The organism is Tateyamaria sp. (genome assembly GCF_039945315.1).
GTDB lineage: Bacteria > Pseudomonadota > Alphaproteobacteria > Rhodobacterales > Rhodobacteraceae > Tateyamaria.
On record NZ_JBDUXB010000005.1, the window covers coordinates 47,609 to 64,307 of the forward strand.

Consider the following 16,699-nt stretch of genomic DNA (forward strand, 5'->3'; position numbering starts at 1 on the left):
ATTGAGTATGAGCGCCATCGACCCAGAATCACCAATTAGTCGTCGCAATTAGACAAGAGTCTCGAGCGGTCTCACTTAAAAATTTGTCAAGCTTCGTTTTCTATACCTTAGTATAGCGCGCGGATTTTCGCCTGTCCAAATTTGGCTGGATTTGGTTTCACATAATGCGAGGTTTTGAAATAATTCCCCTCAAGCGTGTGGGTTGGCCGAGATGTTAGGGCTAAACCTTATGCATCGATTGGATTGTTGCCGAAAAATGACGCGCGAATCGGGCATGTCTAAGCTGCAGGTCGAACAAAAAACCCGCCGGAAGCGGGTTTTTCAGTTTAATGTGCTGTTGCTCGATGGTGTTAAGGCTAGGCCGCCTGAGCGAGGTTGCGCAGCACGTAGTGCAGCACGCCGCCATGTTCGATGTATTCGATCTCGATCGCGGTATCGATCCGGCATTTCAGCTGGATCTCTTTGACCGTGCCATCGGACATCGTGATCGTGCAGGGCACGACCTGCAGCGGCTGGATCGTATCGAGGCCTGAGATCGAAACCGTCTCTTCCCCCGTCAGACCCAGTGACTTGCGGCTGTCGCCACCTGTGAACTCAAATGGGATCACGCCCATGCCCACGAGGTTCGAGCGGTGGATGCGCTCGAAAGACTCGGCGATGACCGCTTTGACGCCCAGCAGGGCCGTGCCTTTGGCCGCCCAGTCACGGGACGATCCCGCGCCATATTGCTCACCACCAAAGATGACCAGCGGTGTGCCTGCGTCTTGGTGGGCCATAGCTGCGTCATAGATCGACGTCTGAGCGCCATCAGGGCCCTTGGTGTAGCCACCTTCGACCCCATCGAGCATCTCGTTCTTGATGCGGATGTTGGCGAAAGTGCCGCGCATCATGATCTCGTGGTTGCCGCGACGAGAGCCGTAGGAGTTGAATTCACGCGGGGCGACCTGACGATCCATCAGGTATTGGCCAGCGGGCGTGCTTTCTTTGAACGATCCGGCTGGAGAGATGTGGTCGGTTGTGATCATGTCCCCGAGGATAGCCAGTACTTTGGCACCGTCGATGTTGGAAATAGTACCCGGCTCGGCGCCCATGCCCTGAAAGTAGGGTGGGTTTTGCACGTAGGTCGAAGTTGGTGGCCAGTCGTAGGTCAGCGCGTCCGTCGTTTCGACGCCTTGCCACTTTTCATCACCTTTGAAGACGTCCGCGTACTTTGTCTGGAACGCTTCGCGCGTCACGGTGGCCTCAACCAGTTCGGCAACCTCTTGCGACGTTGGCCAGATGTCTTTCAGGAAGACGTCATTGCCGTCCTTGTCCTGACCAATCGCATCTTTGGACAGATCGATATCGAGCGTGCCCGCCAGCGCATAGGCCACCACGAGGGGGGGCGAGGCGAGGTAGTTGGCGCGCACGTCCGGGCTGATCCGCCCTTCAAAGTTGCGGTTGCCCGACAGAACGGCCGTTGCGACCAGATCACCGTCCGCAATGGATTTCGAGATTTCGGGTTGCAGCGGGCCGGAGTTGCCGATGCAGGTGGTGCAGCCGTAGCCGACGAGGTTGAAGCCGATCTTGTCCAGATCGTCCTGCAACTCAGCCGCCTCAAGATAGGCAGAGACAACCTGAGAGCCCGGAGCGAGCGATGTTTTGACCCAAGGCTTGCGGTCCAGCCCCAGTGCGGCGGCTTTGCGCGCCACGAGGCCCGCACCGATCATCACGTAAGGGTTGGATGTGTTGGTGCACGACGTGATCGAGGCGATCACAACCTTGCCGCTTTCCATGGTGTAGTCTTCGCCCTCGACGGCGATTTCCTTGCCCATGGGACGCTTGAACGTCTCTTCCATCTCGCGCTTGAACGCCGCCTTGGCATCCGTGAGCGCCACGAAATCCTGCGGGCGTTTGGGGCCCGAGATCGCAGGTACGATGGTGCCCATGTCCAGATGCAGGGTGTCAGTGTAGATCGGGGCGTAATCGTCACCGCGCCAGAACCCGTTTTCCTTGGCATAGGCTTCGACCAGCGCGATGCGGTCCTCGTCCCGGCCTGTGTTGCGCAGGTAGCGTAGGGTTTCGTTGTCGATGGGGAAGAAGCCGCAGGTGGCGCCATATTCGGGGGCCATGTTGGCGATGGTGGCGCGGTCGGCCAGCGGCAGGCGGTTCAGGCCTTCGCCGTAGAATTCGACGAATTTGGAAACAACGCCCTTTTCACGCAACATCTCAACGACCTTCAGCACGAGGTCCGTACCCGTGGTGCCTTCCATCATCGAGCCTGTCAGCTCGAACCCGATGACTTCGGGGATCAGCATGGAGATCGGTTGACCCAGCATCGCGGCTTCGGCTTCGATCCCGCCAACGCCCCAGCCCAGGACGGCGGCGCCGTTGACCATAGTTGTGTGGCTGTCGGTACCGACGAGCGTGTCGGGATAGGCGACTTCGGCGCCATTCTGGTCGGTGTCCGTCCAGACGGTTTGCGACAGATACTCAAGGTTCACCTGGTGGCAGATGCCGGTTCCGGGGGGCACAACGCGGAAGTTGTTAAAGGCGGACTGGCCCCATTTGAGGAATGTATAACGCTCCATGTTCCGCTCGTATTCGCGATCCACGTTCATCTGGAAGGCGCGAGGGTTGCCGAATTCATCAATCATGACCGAGTGGTCGATGACCAGATCGACGGGGTTCAGTGGGTTGATCTGCTCGGCGTCGCCGCCAAGAGAGACGATAGCGTCGCGCATGGCCGCAAGGTCCACAACAGCAGGAACACCGGTGAAATCCTGTAGCAGCACGCGGGCAGGGCGGTAGGCGATCTCGCGCGGGTTCTGGCCACCATTGGTGCCCCATTCGGCAAATGCTTTGATGTCATCGACACTGACTGTCTTGCCATCTTCAAAGCGCAGCATGTTTTCCAGCACCACTTTCAGTGCGGCGGGCAACTTCGAAAAATCACCAAGACCGGCCTCGGTCGCGGCGGGAATGGAGTAGTAGTCGATGGACTGGGTTCCGACGCTAAGCGTCTTGCGTGTCTTTGCACTGTCGTGGCCAACTGTAATGGGCATTGGGAAATCCTTTCCTTGCGGCGGCGGGGGGCTGTTTCGAGGGTGTCATGCCCCAAGGACCAGCGTGGTTCAACAGAAATTCAGACCCCTGTGACGATTTTGTATACCATGGTGTACAATTTTAGGTCAAAACATGAATGTCACTGTCACACAACCTCAACAAACCTTGATTGGCGAAACTGAACTATGCGGCGTATGTCTGTCCCGTATCGCCACACAAACACATCAAAACACGATCGAGCTGCGCATATGAAACATCTGATTCCTCTGGTCATGGCTGCCTTTGCCGCGCTCAGCGCGCCGGTTTCGGCCCAATCCCCGGTGGTTGTGGAACTGTTCACCTCGCAAGGGTGTTCATCCTGCCCGCCTGCGGACAAGCTGATGCATGAATTGGCCAAGCGGGACGACGTGATCGCGTTGGCCCTGCACGTGGATTATTGGGATTACATAGGCTGGAAGGACGAGTTTGCGCACCCGGCCAATGCCGATCGCCAGCGTGGCTATGCGATGGAGGCGGGAAGGCGGTCTGTTTACACGCCGCAAATGATCATCAACGGGACCACCGATATTGTAGGCGCGCGGCCGATGGAACTGTCCAAGGCGATTGCGGATCACAGCGCTCTGACCTCTCCTGTGACGCTCAACGCGATGCGGGACGGTGACGTGGTACGGATTAGGGCCACAACAGCGGCCCGCAACACTGGTATGCTGGTCCATATGTTGCGCATCGAACCCGAGCGTGTGGCCCGCATCACGCGGGGCGAAAACGCGGGCCACACGCTGACCTATGCCAACGTCACCGAAGACTGGAAAATCCTGCGTGAGTGGGACGGGGTGACTGATCTGGACCTTGAGGCGCAAGCCAGTGGCGACGCGCCCGTCGTTGTCATTGTACAGGTGGGCCGCCATGGCCCCATTCTGGCGGCCGCACAGATACAATAGGCACGGTTCGGTTTACGGCGGGCTTTCTCTGGCCGCAGATCAGACAGTGCCGCGCCAGCGCCGGGCCACCCACAACCATTGTTCAGGGTTCGCACGGATGCGCGCGCTGATGCTGTCATTCATGGCTTGGGTCATCGTGATCGGATCCGAATGTTCGATCGGAGCCTCCATCACACATTCAAATGACAGCCCGTCCGCGCCCCGCAGTCCATAGAACGGAATCAGCAAGGCATTATAGCGCAGAGCCAGTTCGGCGGCGGAGACCGCAGTGTGTGCCGGTTTGCCCATGAAATCCAAAACTGGCGCGCCGTGCACGTGTTGGTCAAAGAGCAACACCAGCTGCCCGCCAGCCTTGAGGTGGCGCACGAAACCGGCCGTTCCCTTGCGCCCCTTCGGAAACACAGGGCCACCAAAGGCCTGCATGGTGCGCACGTAGTGGGCGTTGAAATAAGGGTTCGCCATATCGCGATAAAGCCCGCCCACATCAAACCCACGCGACACCAGCGTCGCCCGTACGGCTTCGTAGTTTCCAAAATGCCCGGTGACCAGAACGACAGGCTGACCGCGTGCCACCGCCTGTTGCAGATGGTCAAACCCTTCGCCTTTGATCTCGGCCCCGTTCTGGCGGGCAAGGAGTTGTTTTGTCGAATAGTTTTCGATCAAAGTCCGGCCTGCATTGTCGAGGCTGGCATGCGCGATGCGTCGGTGTTCGGCATGGGGCAGGTGGGGCAGGATGAGTTCGAGGTTCTTTTGTGCACGGCGCATATACCCGGACACGGGCGCTATGAAACGAGACAGAACCTTGCCCATGAACGGCACGCGCCAACGATACGGCATCGCGAAGGCCGTTCCGATAAAGGCCCGCGCAAGCAAGTTGACCGCATAATACTCTACGCGCTTCTTGGGCGCTATGTTGGCAGGGTCTTGGGCCATGGACTTCTTTGCTTTTTAGTTTGTCGCTCAGGCAACACGTGTTTCTCTATGCCAGACATAAATCCCTGCCCCTGCGATCACAAGCGCGCCCAGCATGGTGAAGGCATCGGGGACCTCGCCAAACAGGACAAGCCCCCAGATCACAGCAAAGATCAGACCAGTGTAGTTGAAAGGCGCAAGCAGTCCTGCTTCGGCCATGCTCAGCGCGCGGATCAGCATCAACTGTCCTGCGGTGCCGACAGCGCCGATCAGGCACAGCAAAGAGATGCTGGTCAGGTTAAAGGTGGGCATGTGAAAGGGTAGGATCAGGGTCAGAATCACGGCACCAACCAACCCTGTGTAGAACAGCGATGTCCATACGTCTTCGTCGGGACCAAGGCGGCGGGTGATCAGGGTGTAGCTTGCAAAGCAAAACGCGGCGACCAGCGGCAGCAATCCGGCAGGTTGGAACACGTCCGTCCCGGGCCGGATCACGATAAGTGCGCCGACAAGCGCAACCGCAATCGCACCGATCCGCCGCGGCCCAAGCGCTTCTCCCAGAAAAAGCGCTGCGCCCAAGGTGATAAGCAGCGGGTTCATCGCCATCACCGCAGTTGCTTCTGCAAGGCCAATTTGACCCAAAGCCAAGAAGAAGAAAAATGTGGCCATCATAAGCAAGAGGGACCGGGTGATTTGCAGTTTTGGATAGGCACTGTGGGCCACCTGGCGCAAGCGCGGTGCAACCAGCACCAGAACGATGAGCATTTGCCCGGCATAGCGGGCCCAAAGGGCGGGAAGGGTCCCGGTCATCGGGCTGACGGCTTTGACTGCGACGTCCATAATTCCGAAACAAAAAATGGCCGCCACCGCCAGCAGAATGGCGCGTTTCGGCGGAGGCGTCTTGTTTGTCATCTTGGTGGCTTAGTGGGTTTTTACAAAGAAGGGAACGCGGTGCGCAGTTCTGTGCAAAGTATTTGAAAACCGGGACATTTTTTGGGGCCTTACCGCACGCAACGCATCCGGCGTGAACTGACCAAACAAGTTTGCGATCCGCAGGATCATTCGAAAACGGGTTCGCGCCCCCTTGCATGAAACATTCCAAGTCTCTGCCGCTTTGTGCCAGCCGGAGTGAGGGAAGAGCGCGGTCGCAAATGACACTCAGGCGTATCGCGGCCACCAAAGCGGCCTGCTTCGACGCAGGGGTGCGCCTATCCCTTAGGCATACGCGTATCACTCAGGCCCTTTTGGCTATCGCACAGCATCACTCTTCATCTGCGCTCAGCAGCATCAGGTCGCCCGCATTCTCCATATCCCGGATGACAGTTACGATCATGGCCATTGCGGCGTCTGTGTCGGCGGGGGTCGGAGTGCCTGCCTCGTTCACTTCTTCGCGCAGCTGATCGGCTAGACGGGCGGACATGTTTTCAAGGACGTATTCTACGCTGGCATCCATCCCCATTGATCCAGCGCCAGCAAGGGCAGTGATTAGATCAGCCTGATCGACATCGCGCAGAATGCGGGGGATGTCGCGGGGCGCAATGCGTTCGGGGATGTTTCCAAAGGTGAAAATAGCCTTGCGCACGGCATTCGCAAACCCCTCATCCGTCTCATCAAGGCCGGCCAGTACATCATCGCGTGTCATGGAAGTGGAGGAATTCAGGATCGCGCCGACACGTTGGACGGGGCCATCGTCAAAGGCGCTTACTGGGCGTGCATCCAACTGCGCGGCGAGGGACAGGCCAATCCGTTCCACGGCGTCTGGGCTGATGGCGCCGGTCTTGGACACGGCATAGGTAATCTGGCGCGCACGCGGCCCCGGCAGCTGGCCGAGTAGAGCAGCGGCCTTTTTCACGTCAAGCTTGGACAGCATGACGGCAGCCACTTCGACACTTTCGTCTTTCAGAACGGGCACCAGCAGGTCGTTGTCCGTTTCGCGAATCCGGGCCCAGGGGTTGCCGCCTTCGCGCACACCGGCTTCTTTTCGCAGGCGGGCGGCAGTCTGCGGGCTGATCTTACCGTCCAGAGCAGTCAGCGCCCCGGCCATGCCGCCAGGAAAGCGCAAGCCGATGCGTTCAACTTCGGCGGCAAATTCGGACACTACAGAGGACAGCGTATCCCGATCCACCACGCGCATCGACCCCATCGCCTTGGTCAGGTGGGCCTGCAATTCTTCCGGCAGTTCCTCAAGCGGAATGTCCGCGCCCTCGTTCAATATCAAACGCACGACGATCGCCGCCTTGGCCCGCTGGCTCAGACGCATGGGGGGCAAAGAAGAACCGCCGCCCGGCTGCACGATGGCAGGGGCGGCGGACACGGGTACCAGATCGGTCATGTCCTGCCTTGAAACTATTTCCGGACATTTCTGGCAGGCAATGGTTGAAAAACTCTCAACCGCGATCGGGCAAGATCAATAGTTGTAGGTCGTGCCGGACTGAATTGCGTCGCGCAAAGACGTCTCGGCCCAAGTGCCGGCACCGCCGCGGGCCTGGATTTCACGCAGTTGCGTCATGGCGGCAACCTTGTCACCCTCGGCAACCTTGCCCTGACCCATGTAAGAGCGGGCGAGAATGTTGTTGGAGTTCACGGTCAGGGCCTGCTCATAATAAAGATTGGCCTGTTCCAGATTGCCCAGCTTGCGCGCCGTAAAGCCGCGATAAGTCAACACCCGATCATCCAACTGGTCGGGCATCTGATCAAGAACGTCGATGGCCTCACCATAGCGGCCTGCATAGGCCAGTTCACGCACGGCCTTGTAAAGGGTGTCGCTGTCGAGATGAGATGTTTTGTCGGGGCGCACGCACTTTTTGATGTCTGCATCCCACACGCCGTTCACCGGCTTGGAGAAACGGACGTATTTCTTGATTTCCGGATCCCACTGTTCTGCCTTCAGGCAGTTTTGGGTAGTCTCGGTTTTCTTTGGCTTGCTTTCGTTATCGTCACCCGCTGCGAACGACGCCGTTGGCAGGGCAAGGGGCAAGGCAATGACGGATGTCAGGATCAGGGTACGTAGCATGATGGTCTCTCCGGTTTGGACGCGCTTGAGCGTAAGATAAGGGAATAACCCCGCGCGTCCCGGTTTTATGCGATCACGAAACCGTTTTTTTGCCGAAGGTGTTTTAGCTGGTGGTCGGCAGGCAGGATTTGGTGCCTGCGTCATAGGTGGTACCAGCAGCGCAGGACATGGCTTGCTGTTCGATCTTGCCGTAATTGCAGCCTTCTGCCAGCGCCAAAGCGGGGGCGAGGGTGAGTGCAAGGGCCACTGCGAGCGTCTTGGTCTTCATCAGTCGTCTCCTTCAGGTTTGAGGTGACGTAAGGGTAGGGCAGATCGGGCTGGGTTCAAAACGAATTATTGTCATGGACGCATCGAGATGCACCCAACTGCCCAATTTCCGCGCGGTTTTCGTCAGGCGAAGACGCCATAGGCCGGTCGTTATTAGTCCCCAAACACCCGAGCAAAGATCGTGTCGACATGTTTGGTGTGATAGCCGAGGTCGAACTTTTCTTCGATCTCTTCAGCACTCAACGCCGCCACAACATCTGCATCGGCCAAAAGTTCTTCTTTGAAATCCGTGCGATGTTCCCAGACCTTAAGCGCATTGCGCTGGACGTAAGTGTAGGCGTCCTCGCGGCTCACCCCAGCTTGGGTCAGGGCCAGCAGCACCCGTTGGCTCATCACGAGGCCGGGGAACTTGTTCATGTTTTCCAGCATGTTGTCGGGGAAGATTAACATCTTGTCGATCACGCCGGTCAGGCGGGACAAGGCAAAATCCAGAGTGATCGTCGAGTCCGGGCCAATCATCCGCTCAACAGAGGAATGCGAGATGTCCCGTTCATGCCACAGGGCCACATTCTCCATCGCGGGGATCACGGCGGCGCGCACCATGCGGGCGAGTCCGGTCAGGTTTTCGGTCAGCACCGGGTTTTTCTTGTGCGGCATCGCGGACGAGCCTTTCTGGCCCATGGAGAAAAATTCTGCCCCTTCCAGCACTTCGGTGCGCTGCATGTGGCGAATCTCAATGGCGATGTTCTCGATACTCGAGGCGATGACACCCAAAGTGGCAAAGAACGCCGCGTGCCGGTCACGGGGGATTACCTGCGTGCTGATCGGTTCTGGCACGAGGCCAAGCTTTTCACAAACATGTTCTTCGACGGCTGGGTCGATATTGGCGAATGTGCCCACCGCGCCGCTGATTGCGCCTGTGGCCACTTCTGCCCGGGCATCGCGCATGCGGCTGAGGTTCCGGTCCATCTCTGCATAAAAGCGCGCAAAGGTCAGGCCCATTGTTGTGGGTTCTGCGTGAATGCCGTGGGAGCGCCCTATGCGGACCGTGTCTTTGTGCTCGATCGCGCGGCGTTTCAGGGCGGCAAGGAGCCCTTCGATATCCTTGATCAGCAAGTCGGCGGCGCGGGTCAGCTGGACATTGAAGCAGGTGTCCAGCACATCCGAACTGGTCATGCCCTGGTGAACAAAACGCGCCTCGTCGCTGCCGACATGTTCGGCGAGGTGCGTGAGGAATGCGATCACGTCATGTTTGGTGACGGCCTCGATCTGGTCAATGCGGGCCACATCGAATTCGACGTCCTTTGCTTTCCAGACGGCGTCGGCATTCTCGCGCGGGATCACTCCCAGATCGGCCATGGCGTCGCAAGCGTGTGCCTCAATCTCGTACCAGATTTTGAACTTTGTGGCAGGCTCCCAGATCGCAACCATGTCGGGACGGGAATAACGTGGGATCATAGGATATGCCTTTCGTTTTAGCTTTGCCCGCCTCTTAGAATGGGCCTGAGACGTATACAAGGCCGACCACCTTGGGCGATTTTCCGCCGGTCCGGGAATGGAACACAATTCTGCCCATATTGCGCATAAGATTGAGGCAGGAACACAATTCTGCCCAAGAGGACATCATGCAACTCATCAAAATTTTTGCAGTTTCGGCGTTGGCGTTAGGCGCACCCGTTCTGACCGATTCCATCGGTTTGACGGATAATGCGTCGGCCTACGCCAAGAACGGTAATGGTGGCGGCAATGGCGGCGGCAACGGCGGGGGTAATGGCGGCGGCAACGGTGGCGGCAATAGCGGCGGCAAGAGCGATGGAGGCGGAAAAGGCAAAAGCAGCGACAAAGGATCCAAAAACGAGTCCAAAAGCGCCAGCAAGGGCAACGGAGGCGGACAGGGCAATTCGGCCACACGCGGCAATCGCAAGAGCCTTGGTGAAATGCTGGGGCTGAAACCAAAATCAAACAAACAAAACAGAAGCAGCGGTAAGACGAGCAGGACGGCCAGTAAGCCTGCAAAAGCCAAGTCACGACCCGCAACAGGACCCACAGTGACCGCGTCGATCCGCCCGCCCAAACAAAAGCCGGTACAGGCGCAACTTAAGGGCCTGAATTCGCTCAACCGGAACATCAACGGGTTGATGAATTCAAACGATCCAAAGATGGTCGGGTTCCGCGCCTATGTTGAGGCAAGCGCAATGCTTGTCGAGGATCAGGAGGCACTGGCTGCTGCGCTCGAGACATTTGGGCCAACTCTGGAGAAGTACGGTACGCTATTGGACGGTCTGGGATATGACGTTCCGGCAAACCTAATGGAACTCGAGACGCTTTCCGACCTGTTGAATAAACAGGCGACTGCGCCGCAACCATCCATCGCAGACTTTCCCGATCAAGAGGCATATCAAAAGGCTCTCGACGCTTGGAATGAAGATAAAACCATCGGGGATGAACCTGTAATCGACGACTTCGTTGATCAAGACGCCTATGACATGGCGGTAAACGAATGGAGCGCGGACAAGGTTTCGGCCGAGGCGGCGCTTGAAGGCTATGACGAGGTGTCAGATGCGTTCGAGGCCGTGGAAGAGGCGCAGGAAGCCGTCGATGAGGGATTGATAGCCACGTCGGACGAGGCTCTGACACAGGCAATCGTCGACGGGTGGAATGCAACAGGTGCTCGCCCGACCACCGAAGAGGACGTTACGCCAGAGGTGTTTGATTGGGTCAGCGAAAAAATGGGCGTTGGTGAAGATCAGGACGGCTTGATCGATGACTACATCGCACAGCAGCCCGCAACCGAAGAGCCGGTGACCGACGAAACAGTGATCGATGAGGCGCAGGTCGACACAGGGGAAACAGATATTATCGAAGAAAGCTGAGCCACCCCCTCCAAGGGCAAGACCGACGGCGCGCGCAACTTTCTGTTTGCGCGCGCCGTTGCGTTCTGTGCCAATGCTAACCGAGTTTGATGCCCCGGAGTGGTTTTGATGATCCGCATTGTCTTGTGCGCCGTGACAGCCACCTTGCCCACGCTTGGACTGGCTGATCCGGACTGGACCCGCTTGATGGGCGCCGAAATCCGCACGGCCCTGACCGGGCGCACGCTGGTGTACCTCGACAAAGACGACCCGACACAGCGCGTGGATACCATTCAAGACTTCCGCGCTTCGGGCGCGACGCTTTACACCTTCAAGGGACGCGAAAGCTGGGGATACTGGCGGGTCGAAAACGATCAGTATTGCAGCCAATGGCCCCCTAATGACCTTTGGACCTGCTACGCACTGGAACGGGATGGCGAGTCTGTGCGCTTTGTCGGAGAACGGGACGATATTGCGGTGGCCCAATATGCCGACTGAACGGGTACTGGCGGACTTTCTGGGACGGTGGGAGATCGTGCGCCAGATCACACCGGCAGACGGACCGCCTGCCGCATTCAGCGGCTATGGAACATGGCAGGCCGAGGCGGGTGGGGCGATCTACACCGAAACGGGCGTACTGCAGCTTCAGGGCGCAGCCCCGATGACCGCCGAACGGAAATACATCTGGAGCGAGGACCTGTCGGTTCAATTTGAGGACGGCCGGCCATTTCATACCGTGCCCGCGTCCGGAGGCCAGGACACGCATTTCTGTGATCCCGACACCTATCTTGTTTCATACGATTTCAGCGATTGGCCCGCATTCACAGTGCGCTATGACGTGACGGGACCACGCAAGGATTATGTGATGATCAGCAGGTATCGACGCGCCAATGCGCCCTGAGCGCATGTCCTTTGCGCTTGCAGAAAAGTGACCGTCTTGGCACAACACCGTCAGCAAATTCATATGACAAGGCGAGAGTTCATGGAGCAAACGTGGAATAACAAAGTGCTGAGCGACGTTTTTGGTGCTGATGAGGGCCTTGGCCTGCGCATCAAACAGGTGGCATTGGTGCTGGTCGGGGTGCTTGTTCTGGCTGTGGCGGCCAAGATCAAAGTGCCAATGTGGCCCGTGCCGATCACAATGGGCACCTTTGCAGTGCTGACCATCGGGGCGGCCTATGGCGCGCGTCTGGGGCTGGTGACAATCTTTGCCTACATGATCATCGGCGCGCTGGGCTTTGACATCTTTGCAAGCTCTTCGGCGGAAGCGTCGGGGCTGACATACATGATGGGCGGCACTGGCGGCTATCTGGTGGGCTATGTGCTGGCGACGCTTGCGCTGGGCGCGCTGGCGCAACGCGGTTGGGATCGTTCAGTGGGCTGGATGGCTCTGGCGATGCTGATCGGTACCGTGCTGATTTATGTGCCGGGTCTTCTGTGGCTGGGTCAGCTTTATGGCTGGGACAAGCCGATCCTCCAGTGGGGGCTCACTCCATTCCTGATCGGAGATGCGCTCAAACTGGCGCTGGCGGCAGTGGTTCTGCCAACGGTCTGGAAGATGGTAGGCGACGCACGTCGCTGACATTATTGATTTCAAAACGAAAAGGGCCGGTGCGGTGCACTGGCCCTTTTTTTGTGGCTGGACAGTTCGTGTGCTTTGGTCCTGAATAGCTGAAGTGAGTTGTATGGGAGTGATCGCTTTGAAGAGAAACGCTTTCTATCGCGGAGGGCTTGCGATTTGTCTGGCCGCGCAGCTTGCAATCGGAGCGGCCCAAGCCGGGACCCCGGTTGTTTATGAAGACGATGGTCGGGCGCTGTTCAAACTAGAAGTGCCTGACTTCTGGACCCTGCGCACAGGTGGCTTGCGCGATCTGGAGGGGCCAGACGCCGATGACATCCGCGATGTCTCACGGGTTTTTGGCATGACGGCAGATGCGCATCCGGGCGTCTGGGTCGGGGTGATTTCGCCCCATGGTGTTTCCAACTTTGACGAAGCACGTGAATACCTGCAAGACATTGGACCCTTTCTGGTCCAAGAGGCTGAGGCCGAAGAACCCAAATCTCGCCAGATCGGCGGCCTTCCGGCACGCAGCATCGCAGGCACGGGGCGCCGCGACGGCAAAAACGTCGCGTTCACCGCACTTGCCATCGACCTGCCAAGCAACCGGATGGTCATCGCCGTCGTTGTTCTGGAAGCGGGCGTAGATCAGGAACCCATCGCGGACATCAACCGCATGTTGGCATCGATCAGGTCAATCCGATGAAGGTGACGAACATGACGTGCAAAAAAAGTTTCTCCAAGCTGATGACACTGGCTTTTGCCGGTTCGCTGGCTCTTGCGGGCTGTGACGGCACCGGTGTTTCGACATCTGGCGCGGTCTATTACGACTCGATGCTGTGGAACGACTACTACTATGGCAGCTATCGCCCCGGTTATCGCCCACCGCCAGACCGACCTGATAGACCGGATCGCCCGGACAGACCCGTGCGTCCGCCCGGTGGTGGAATTGACCCTGGTTTCTCCCGTCCGCCTGCGGCCCGCCCGCCGGCACACCGTCCGGCAGGAGGTGGGGGGCGCGGTCGCCGCTAAGTCGCGGCCTGCGCCTCAGCCAGCTCGGTGATCACGGTCGAGCTTTTTTCCAGCGTCCGATGCACAGGGCATTTGTCGGCGATTTCGAGAAGGCGCGTACGCTGATCCGCGTCCAGCGCACCGCGCAGCGAAATCACCCGCTTCCACGTGTCGATTTTGTCGCCGCTTGCGGTGTCTGCATCCTGTGCATGCACCTTGTCGTGGCTCACGTCCACCGACACATGCTCCAGCGGCCAGCCTTTGCGCCGGGCATACATGCGGATGGTCATTGAGGTACAGCCGGCAAGCCCGGCGCTCAGCAGCCCGTACGGCGACAGGCCCTGATTTGTGCCGCCATAGGCGCGCGGTTCGTCTGCAAGAACGTGGTGACGCGTACCGTGGGTAATGTCCTGAAGGAACCCGTTCGGGTCCGCTTCGGAGCTGCGAACGATGCCTTCGGGCGCGCCAATGGGCGGGGCTGGTGGTTTCAACGCCAGATACTTTTTGGCCCATGTCGCAATGATGTCTGCGGCGTATTCCGCATGTTCGGCGCGAGTAATCAGGTGGTCGGCGTCGTCGAGCGTGACAAAGCTTTTGGGATGTTTGGCGGCTAGAAATATCTGGCTGGCATTCTCGATCCCCACGATGGCGTCGCCGGGGGCATGGAGCACCATCAGGGCTGCGTGCAGTCTCGCGATCGATGAGGCCAGCGCCTCGCTTGCCACATCCTCAACGAAGGTCTGACCGATGCGAAACGGACGCCCGCCAAGAGACACCTCAGCTTCGCCTTTGGCGGCAATCTCTGGCAGGGCATCGGCAAAGTTGTGGGTTACATGGCCCGGATCAAAGGGGGCGCCAAGGGTGGCTACGGCCTTAATCTGGGGCAGGTTGGCTGTCGCCTTCAAAACAGCGGCACCGCCTAACGAATGGCCGATCATCAGGGTGGGCGGCATGTTGCGTTCTTCCAGGTAAGCCACCGCGCGCTCGAGGTCTTATACGTTTGAGGTGAATGAGGTGTTCGCAAACTCACCGTCACTGTGGCCGAGGCCTGTGAAGTCAAAACGCAAAACCGCAATGCCCAGCGTGGTCAGGCGGGCTGCGATCCGGCGGGCAGCGGGGATATCCTTGCCGCAGGTAAAGCAGTGGGCAAAAACGGCTGTGGCCAGATGCGGGCCGTCAGGCAGATCAAGGCGCGCATCCAGCGTACCTGCATGGCCGGGGAATGAAATGCGTTCGACTGGCATGGGCGTGATCCTTCGTGCTCGCCCTGAAGGTGGGGGATGCAGGGCCAACTGTGAAGGGGGGTGTAATATGGGTGACGGTGTTGTGTAGGACATGCTTCAGAACACCACCAGCGGTTTCAAGACGCTCTCTGTTAAATGGTCAGGGCGACTTTCGGATCAGTTCGCCTTTTCAAGCTTTTTGTAGTATTTGCCCACTTCGGATTTCATCAGCTTGTCCAACTCGTCGTGCAGCGCCTTGGACTTGCGCAATTCGGCGTCGTAAAGGTTCCCAAGCTGTTTTTCGTTTTCCGTGCCGCTAGCCTTGTCGACTGCCGCCAAAATAGCTGTTTCGGTGATCTTGCCGGAGACCTTTTCCGAAATGTTTTTAGCAATATCAGGCCCATGCTTGACCAGAACCATGGTCAGGTTTGCCTCGTCCGGATAGAGTTTTCGCAGCATGTCTGGTGAACCCTTGAGGTATTTGGAGTGAACTAGTTTACCTACGACCTGGGCGGTTCGGTTGGGGCGATCCGCATTGAACTTGGAAATTGCCTTGCCAAAAGTCCCATTTAACAACCCGGCGGTTGCAGCCTTAAAGAATGCGTCCTGAAAATCTTTGCCAGTGACTTTGCCCTTTTCTATGCCCGTTTTGAGCAACATGAACGTCTCTTTGGCCATGTTTTCCATGTACGCCTGACCCGCCCCGGATTTCAGGAACTTGGTGATCAGTTTGTCGATGGCTTCTTTGGGGATCTTGTTGGTACCCAGTTTGGAAAACATCTGCACAGAAAAATCGCCTGCGAATTTTTTGGCCATGGCCGGCCCTAGTTTGCCTGTGATGGCCGACGCGGCACCGGCAAAGAACATGTCCAAGGCTACTTTTTTGGCGGCACCTTCAAACGTGACGTTGTTACCCGCGAGGACTTCGCCCACTTGATTGGCGCTGGTTTTGACACCTTGCACGGCCACGGAGGCGAGGATCTGGGCCTCGTAGGGTTTGATCTTGCCCTTGGATTGGATGACGATTTGCGCGGTGGCATAGACTTCGACCACAGCAAAAGCGGTGTCGCTCACGATTTCAAGGCTGCCTGCAAAGACGCTGGCTGTACCAATGCGCGCGTTGATATAGGTCTTGAACGCTTTCACGCCCTTGTTATGCGCTTTGACAGCCTTTGTTTCCTGCGCGCTGATCTTTTCCCAGTTGGGTTTGGAACTTGTGGTCAAAGACTTGAGCGACTTGGCCTCGATCCATGCCGCGTGGATCGCGCCCCAAGGGGGCTCTGCCTTGTTGTTAGCCCAACGGACCGTGAACTCCGTCATCTGCATCATGAAGCCGTCGGCGCCGAGCATGGTCTTTTCTGCATCTTTGCAGAAATCTTCCCAAACATCGGCCTGACTGATCAAACCATCTGCGCGATCGGAGAATTTCCTGAGCATCTTGGCCTGCTGCTTCTCGAATTCTTTAATCGTGACGTATTTGACCTTACCGCCTTCTTTGATCTCGACCCGGTTGGCGAGTTCTTTCATGTTCGCGTCATGCTTCGCTTTGAGTTTGGCAAAGCCTGCCTTCCAAGTCCGACCACCGGGATCGACAATACCATCGGGCTTCTTGAAGCCGCATGCGGATTTTTGAAAAGCACGGATCGCCTTGATCATCCCGGCGTTCACCTTGCCGTCGAGAGGCACGCTGAAACCATTTGCTATCAGGAAAAGCTGCACCATTTTGACGTCGTCGGCTTTGTTGGCGACGGGTTTGAACTTTTCGCCCTTCTTGTCAGCTTTGGTAATACGGTTCTTGTCTCCGACGGGGGCTGCAATTGCGAGGCTCAAATTTAAACTCCTAAGTCATGTTCAAACAGCTGCCGCAGGGCAGAACA

15 protein-coding genes and 1 pseudogene are annotated in these 16,699 nt (G+C 57.9%); 7 read left to right on the forward strand and 9 right to left on the reverse strand.

The window, feature by feature from the left end:
- Nucleotides 1–356 precede the first annotated feature (356 nt).
- On the reverse strand, nt 357–3,044 hold the full coding sequence (acnA, locus tag ABJD00_RS01760; protein ID WP_413835973.1) for an aconitate hydratase AcnA: 2,688 nt from the start codon (nt 3,042–3,044) through the stop codon (nt 357–359).
- A gap of 249 nt (nt 3,045–3,293) precedes the next feature.
- Between acnA and ABJD00_RS01765 the strand changes: the two genes are divergently transcribed.
- The gene (locus tag ABJD00_RS01765) at nt 3,294–3,986 is read left to right on the forward strand and encodes a DUF1223 domain-containing protein (protein WP_413835971.1); all 693 of its coding nucleotides are present in this window, start codon (nt 3,294–3,296) and stop codon (nt 3,984–3,986) included.
- Nucleotides 3,987–4,025: 39 nt separating this feature from the next.
- Here the strand turns inward: ABJD00_RS01765 and ABJD00_RS01770 are convergent, their stop codons facing one another.
- The 6 genes from ABJD00_RS01770 to purB all read right to left on the reverse strand — a co-directional run bounded on the left by ABJD00_RS01770 (nt 4,026) and on the right by purB (nt 9,636).
- On the reverse strand, nt 4,026–4,919 hold the full coding sequence (locus ABJD00_RS01770; RefSeq protein ID WP_413835969.1) for a lysophospholipid acyltransferase family protein: 894 nt from the start codon (nt 4,917–4,919) through the stop codon (nt 4,026–4,028).
- Between the two features lie 27 nt (nt 4,920–4,946).
- Nucleotides 4,947–5,810, reverse strand: coding sequence for a DMT family transporter (locus tag ABJD00_RS01775; RefSeq protein WP_413835966.1), 864 nt, complete (start codon nt 5,808–5,810; stop codon nt 4,947–4,949).
- Nucleotides 5,811–6,159: 349 nt separating this feature from the next.
- Entirely contained in the window at nt 6,160–7,230 is a 1,071-nt protein-coding gene (locus ABJD00_RS01780; RefSeq protein ID WP_413835964.1) for a flagellar motor switch protein FliG, read from the reverse strand.
- 75 nt (nt 7,231–7,305) lie between these two features.
- On the reverse strand, nt 7,306–7,911 hold the full coding sequence (locus tag ABJD00_RS01785; RefSeq protein ID WP_413835961.1) for a tetratricopeptide repeat protein: 606 nt from the start codon (nt 7,909–7,911) through the stop codon (nt 7,306–7,308).
- Between the two features lie 103 nt (nt 7,912–8,014).
- A complete protein-coding gene (locus ABJD00_RS01790; RefSeq protein ID WP_413835959.1) occupies nt 8,015–8,179 on the reverse strand; it encodes a hypothetical protein in 165 nt (54 codons plus the stop codon).
- Between the two features lie 152 nt (nt 8,180–8,331).
- Nucleotides 8,332–9,636, reverse strand: coding sequence for an adenylosuccinate lyase (gene purB / locus ABJD00_RS01795; RefSeq protein WP_413835957.1), 1,305 nt, complete (start codon nt 9,634–9,636; stop codon nt 8,332–8,334).
- 167 nt (nt 9,637–9,803) lie between these two features.
- On the opposite strand from purB, the gene ABJD00_RS01800 reads away from it, so the two are divergent.
- From ABJD00_RS01800 to ABJD00_RS01825, 6 genes are all read left to right on the forward strand, one after another.
- Nucleotides 9,804–11,051, forward strand: coding sequence for a hypothetical protein (locus ABJD00_RS01800; RefSeq protein ID WP_413835955.1), 1,248 nt, complete (start codon nt 9,804–9,806; stop codon nt 11,049–11,051).
- A 108-nt stretch (nt 11,052–11,159) separates the two neighbouring features.
- Nucleotides 11,160–11,528, forward strand: coding sequence for a hypothetical protein (locus ABJD00_RS01805; protein WP_413835952.1), 369 nt, complete (start codon nt 11,160–11,162; stop codon nt 11,526–11,528).
- Nucleotides 11,518–11,931 carry a DUF6314 family protein gene (locus tag ABJD00_RS01810; protein ID WP_413835949.1) on the forward strand — a complete coding sequence of 138 codons (414 nt, stop codon included), beginning with the start codon at nt 11,518–11,520 and terminating at the stop codon, nt 11,929–11,931. Before ABJD00_RS01805 ends, ABJD00_RS01810 begins: the two co-directional genes overlap by 11 nt.
- A gap of 81 nt (nt 11,932–12,012) precedes the next feature.
- Nucleotides 12,013–12,612 (forward strand): biotin transporter BioY, encoded by a 600-nt coding sequence (locus tag ABJD00_RS01815; protein WP_413835947.1) that lies wholly within the window; start codon nt 12,013–12,015, stop codon nt 12,610–12,612.
- Between the two features lie 118 nt (nt 12,613–12,730).
- Nucleotides 12,731–13,294 (forward strand): hypothetical protein, encoded by a 564-nt coding sequence (locus ABJD00_RS01820; RefSeq protein ID WP_413835945.1) that lies wholly within the window; start codon nt 12,731–12,733, stop codon nt 13,292–13,294.
- Nucleotides 13,295–13,305: 11 nt separating this feature from the next.
- A complete protein-coding gene (locus ABJD00_RS01825; RefSeq protein WP_413835943.1) occupies nt 13,306–13,620 on the forward strand; it encodes a hypothetical protein in 315 nt (104 codons plus the stop codon).
- Here ABJD00_RS01825 and ABJD00_RS01830 read toward each other — a convergent pair.
- Both ABJD00_RS01830 and ABJD00_RS01835 read right to left on the reverse strand, forming a co-directional pair.
- Nucleotides 13,617–14,843, reverse strand: a pseudogene (locus ABJD00_RS01830) (alpha/beta fold hydrolase). The gene ABJD00_RS01825 and the pseudogene ABJD00_RS01830 overlap by 4 nt on opposite strands.
- A gap of 156 nt (nt 14,844–14,999) precedes the next feature.
- Nucleotides 15,000–16,652 carry a peptidoglycan-binding domain-containing protein gene (locus ABJD00_RS01835; RefSeq protein WP_413835941.1) on the reverse strand — a complete coding sequence of 551 codons (1,653 nt, stop codon included), beginning with the start codon at nt 16,650–16,652 and terminating at the stop codon, nt 15,000–15,002.
- Between the last annotated feature and the right edge of the window lie 47 nt (nt 16,653–16,699).

Bases quoted from the DNA above. Each gene is read 5' to 3' on its own strand.
- acnA (WP_413835973.1), bottom strand. From the start codon at position 3,044: ATGCCCATTACAGTTGGCCACGACAGTGCAAAGACACGCAAGACGCTT.
- ABJD00_RS01765 (WP_413835971.1), top strand. From the start codon at position 3,294: ATGAAACATCTGATTCCTCTGGTCATGGCTGCCTTTGCCGCGCTCAGC.
- ABJD00_RS01770 (WP_413835969.1), bottom strand. From the start codon at position 4,919: ATGGCCCAAGACCCTGCCAACATAGCGCCCAAGAAGCGCGTAGAGTAT.
- ABJD00_RS01775 (WP_413835966.1), bottom strand. From the start codon at position 5,810: ATGACAAACAAGACGCCTCCGCCGAAACGCGCCATTCTGCTGGCGGTG.
- ABJD00_RS01780 (WP_413835964.1), bottom strand. From the start codon at position 7,230: ATGACCGATCTGGTACCCGTGTCCGCCGCCCCTGCCATCGTGCAGCCG.
- ABJD00_RS01785 (WP_413835961.1), bottom strand. From the start codon at position 7,911: ATGCTACGTACCCTGATCCTGACATCCGTCATTGCCTTGCCCCTTGCC.
- ABJD00_RS01790 (WP_413835959.1), bottom strand. From the start codon at position 8,179: ATGAAGACCAAGACGCTCGCAGTGGCCCTTGCACTCACCCTCGCCCCC.
- purB (WP_413835957.1), bottom strand. From the start codon at position 9,636: ATGATCCCACGTTATTCCCGTCCCGACATGGTTGCGATCTGGGAGCCT.
- ABJD00_RS01800 (WP_413835955.1), top strand. From the start codon at position 9,804: ATGCAACTCATCAAAATTTTTGCAGTTTCGGCGTTGGCGTTAGGCGCA.
- ABJD00_RS01805 (WP_413835952.1), top strand. From the start codon at position 11,160: ATGATCCGCATTGTCTTGTGCGCCGTGACAGCCACCTTGCCCACGCTT.
- ABJD00_RS01810 (WP_413835949.1), top strand. From the start codon at position 11,518: ATGCCGACTGAACGGGTACTGGCGGACTTTCTGGGACGGTGGGAGATC.
- ABJD00_RS01815 (WP_413835947.1), top strand. From the start codon at position 12,013: ATGGAGCAAACGTGGAATAACAAAGTGCTGAGCGACGTTTTTGGTGCT.
- ABJD00_RS01825 (WP_413835943.1), top strand. From the start codon at position 13,306: ATGACGTGCAAAAAAAGTTTCTCCAAGCTGATGACACTGGCTTTTGCC.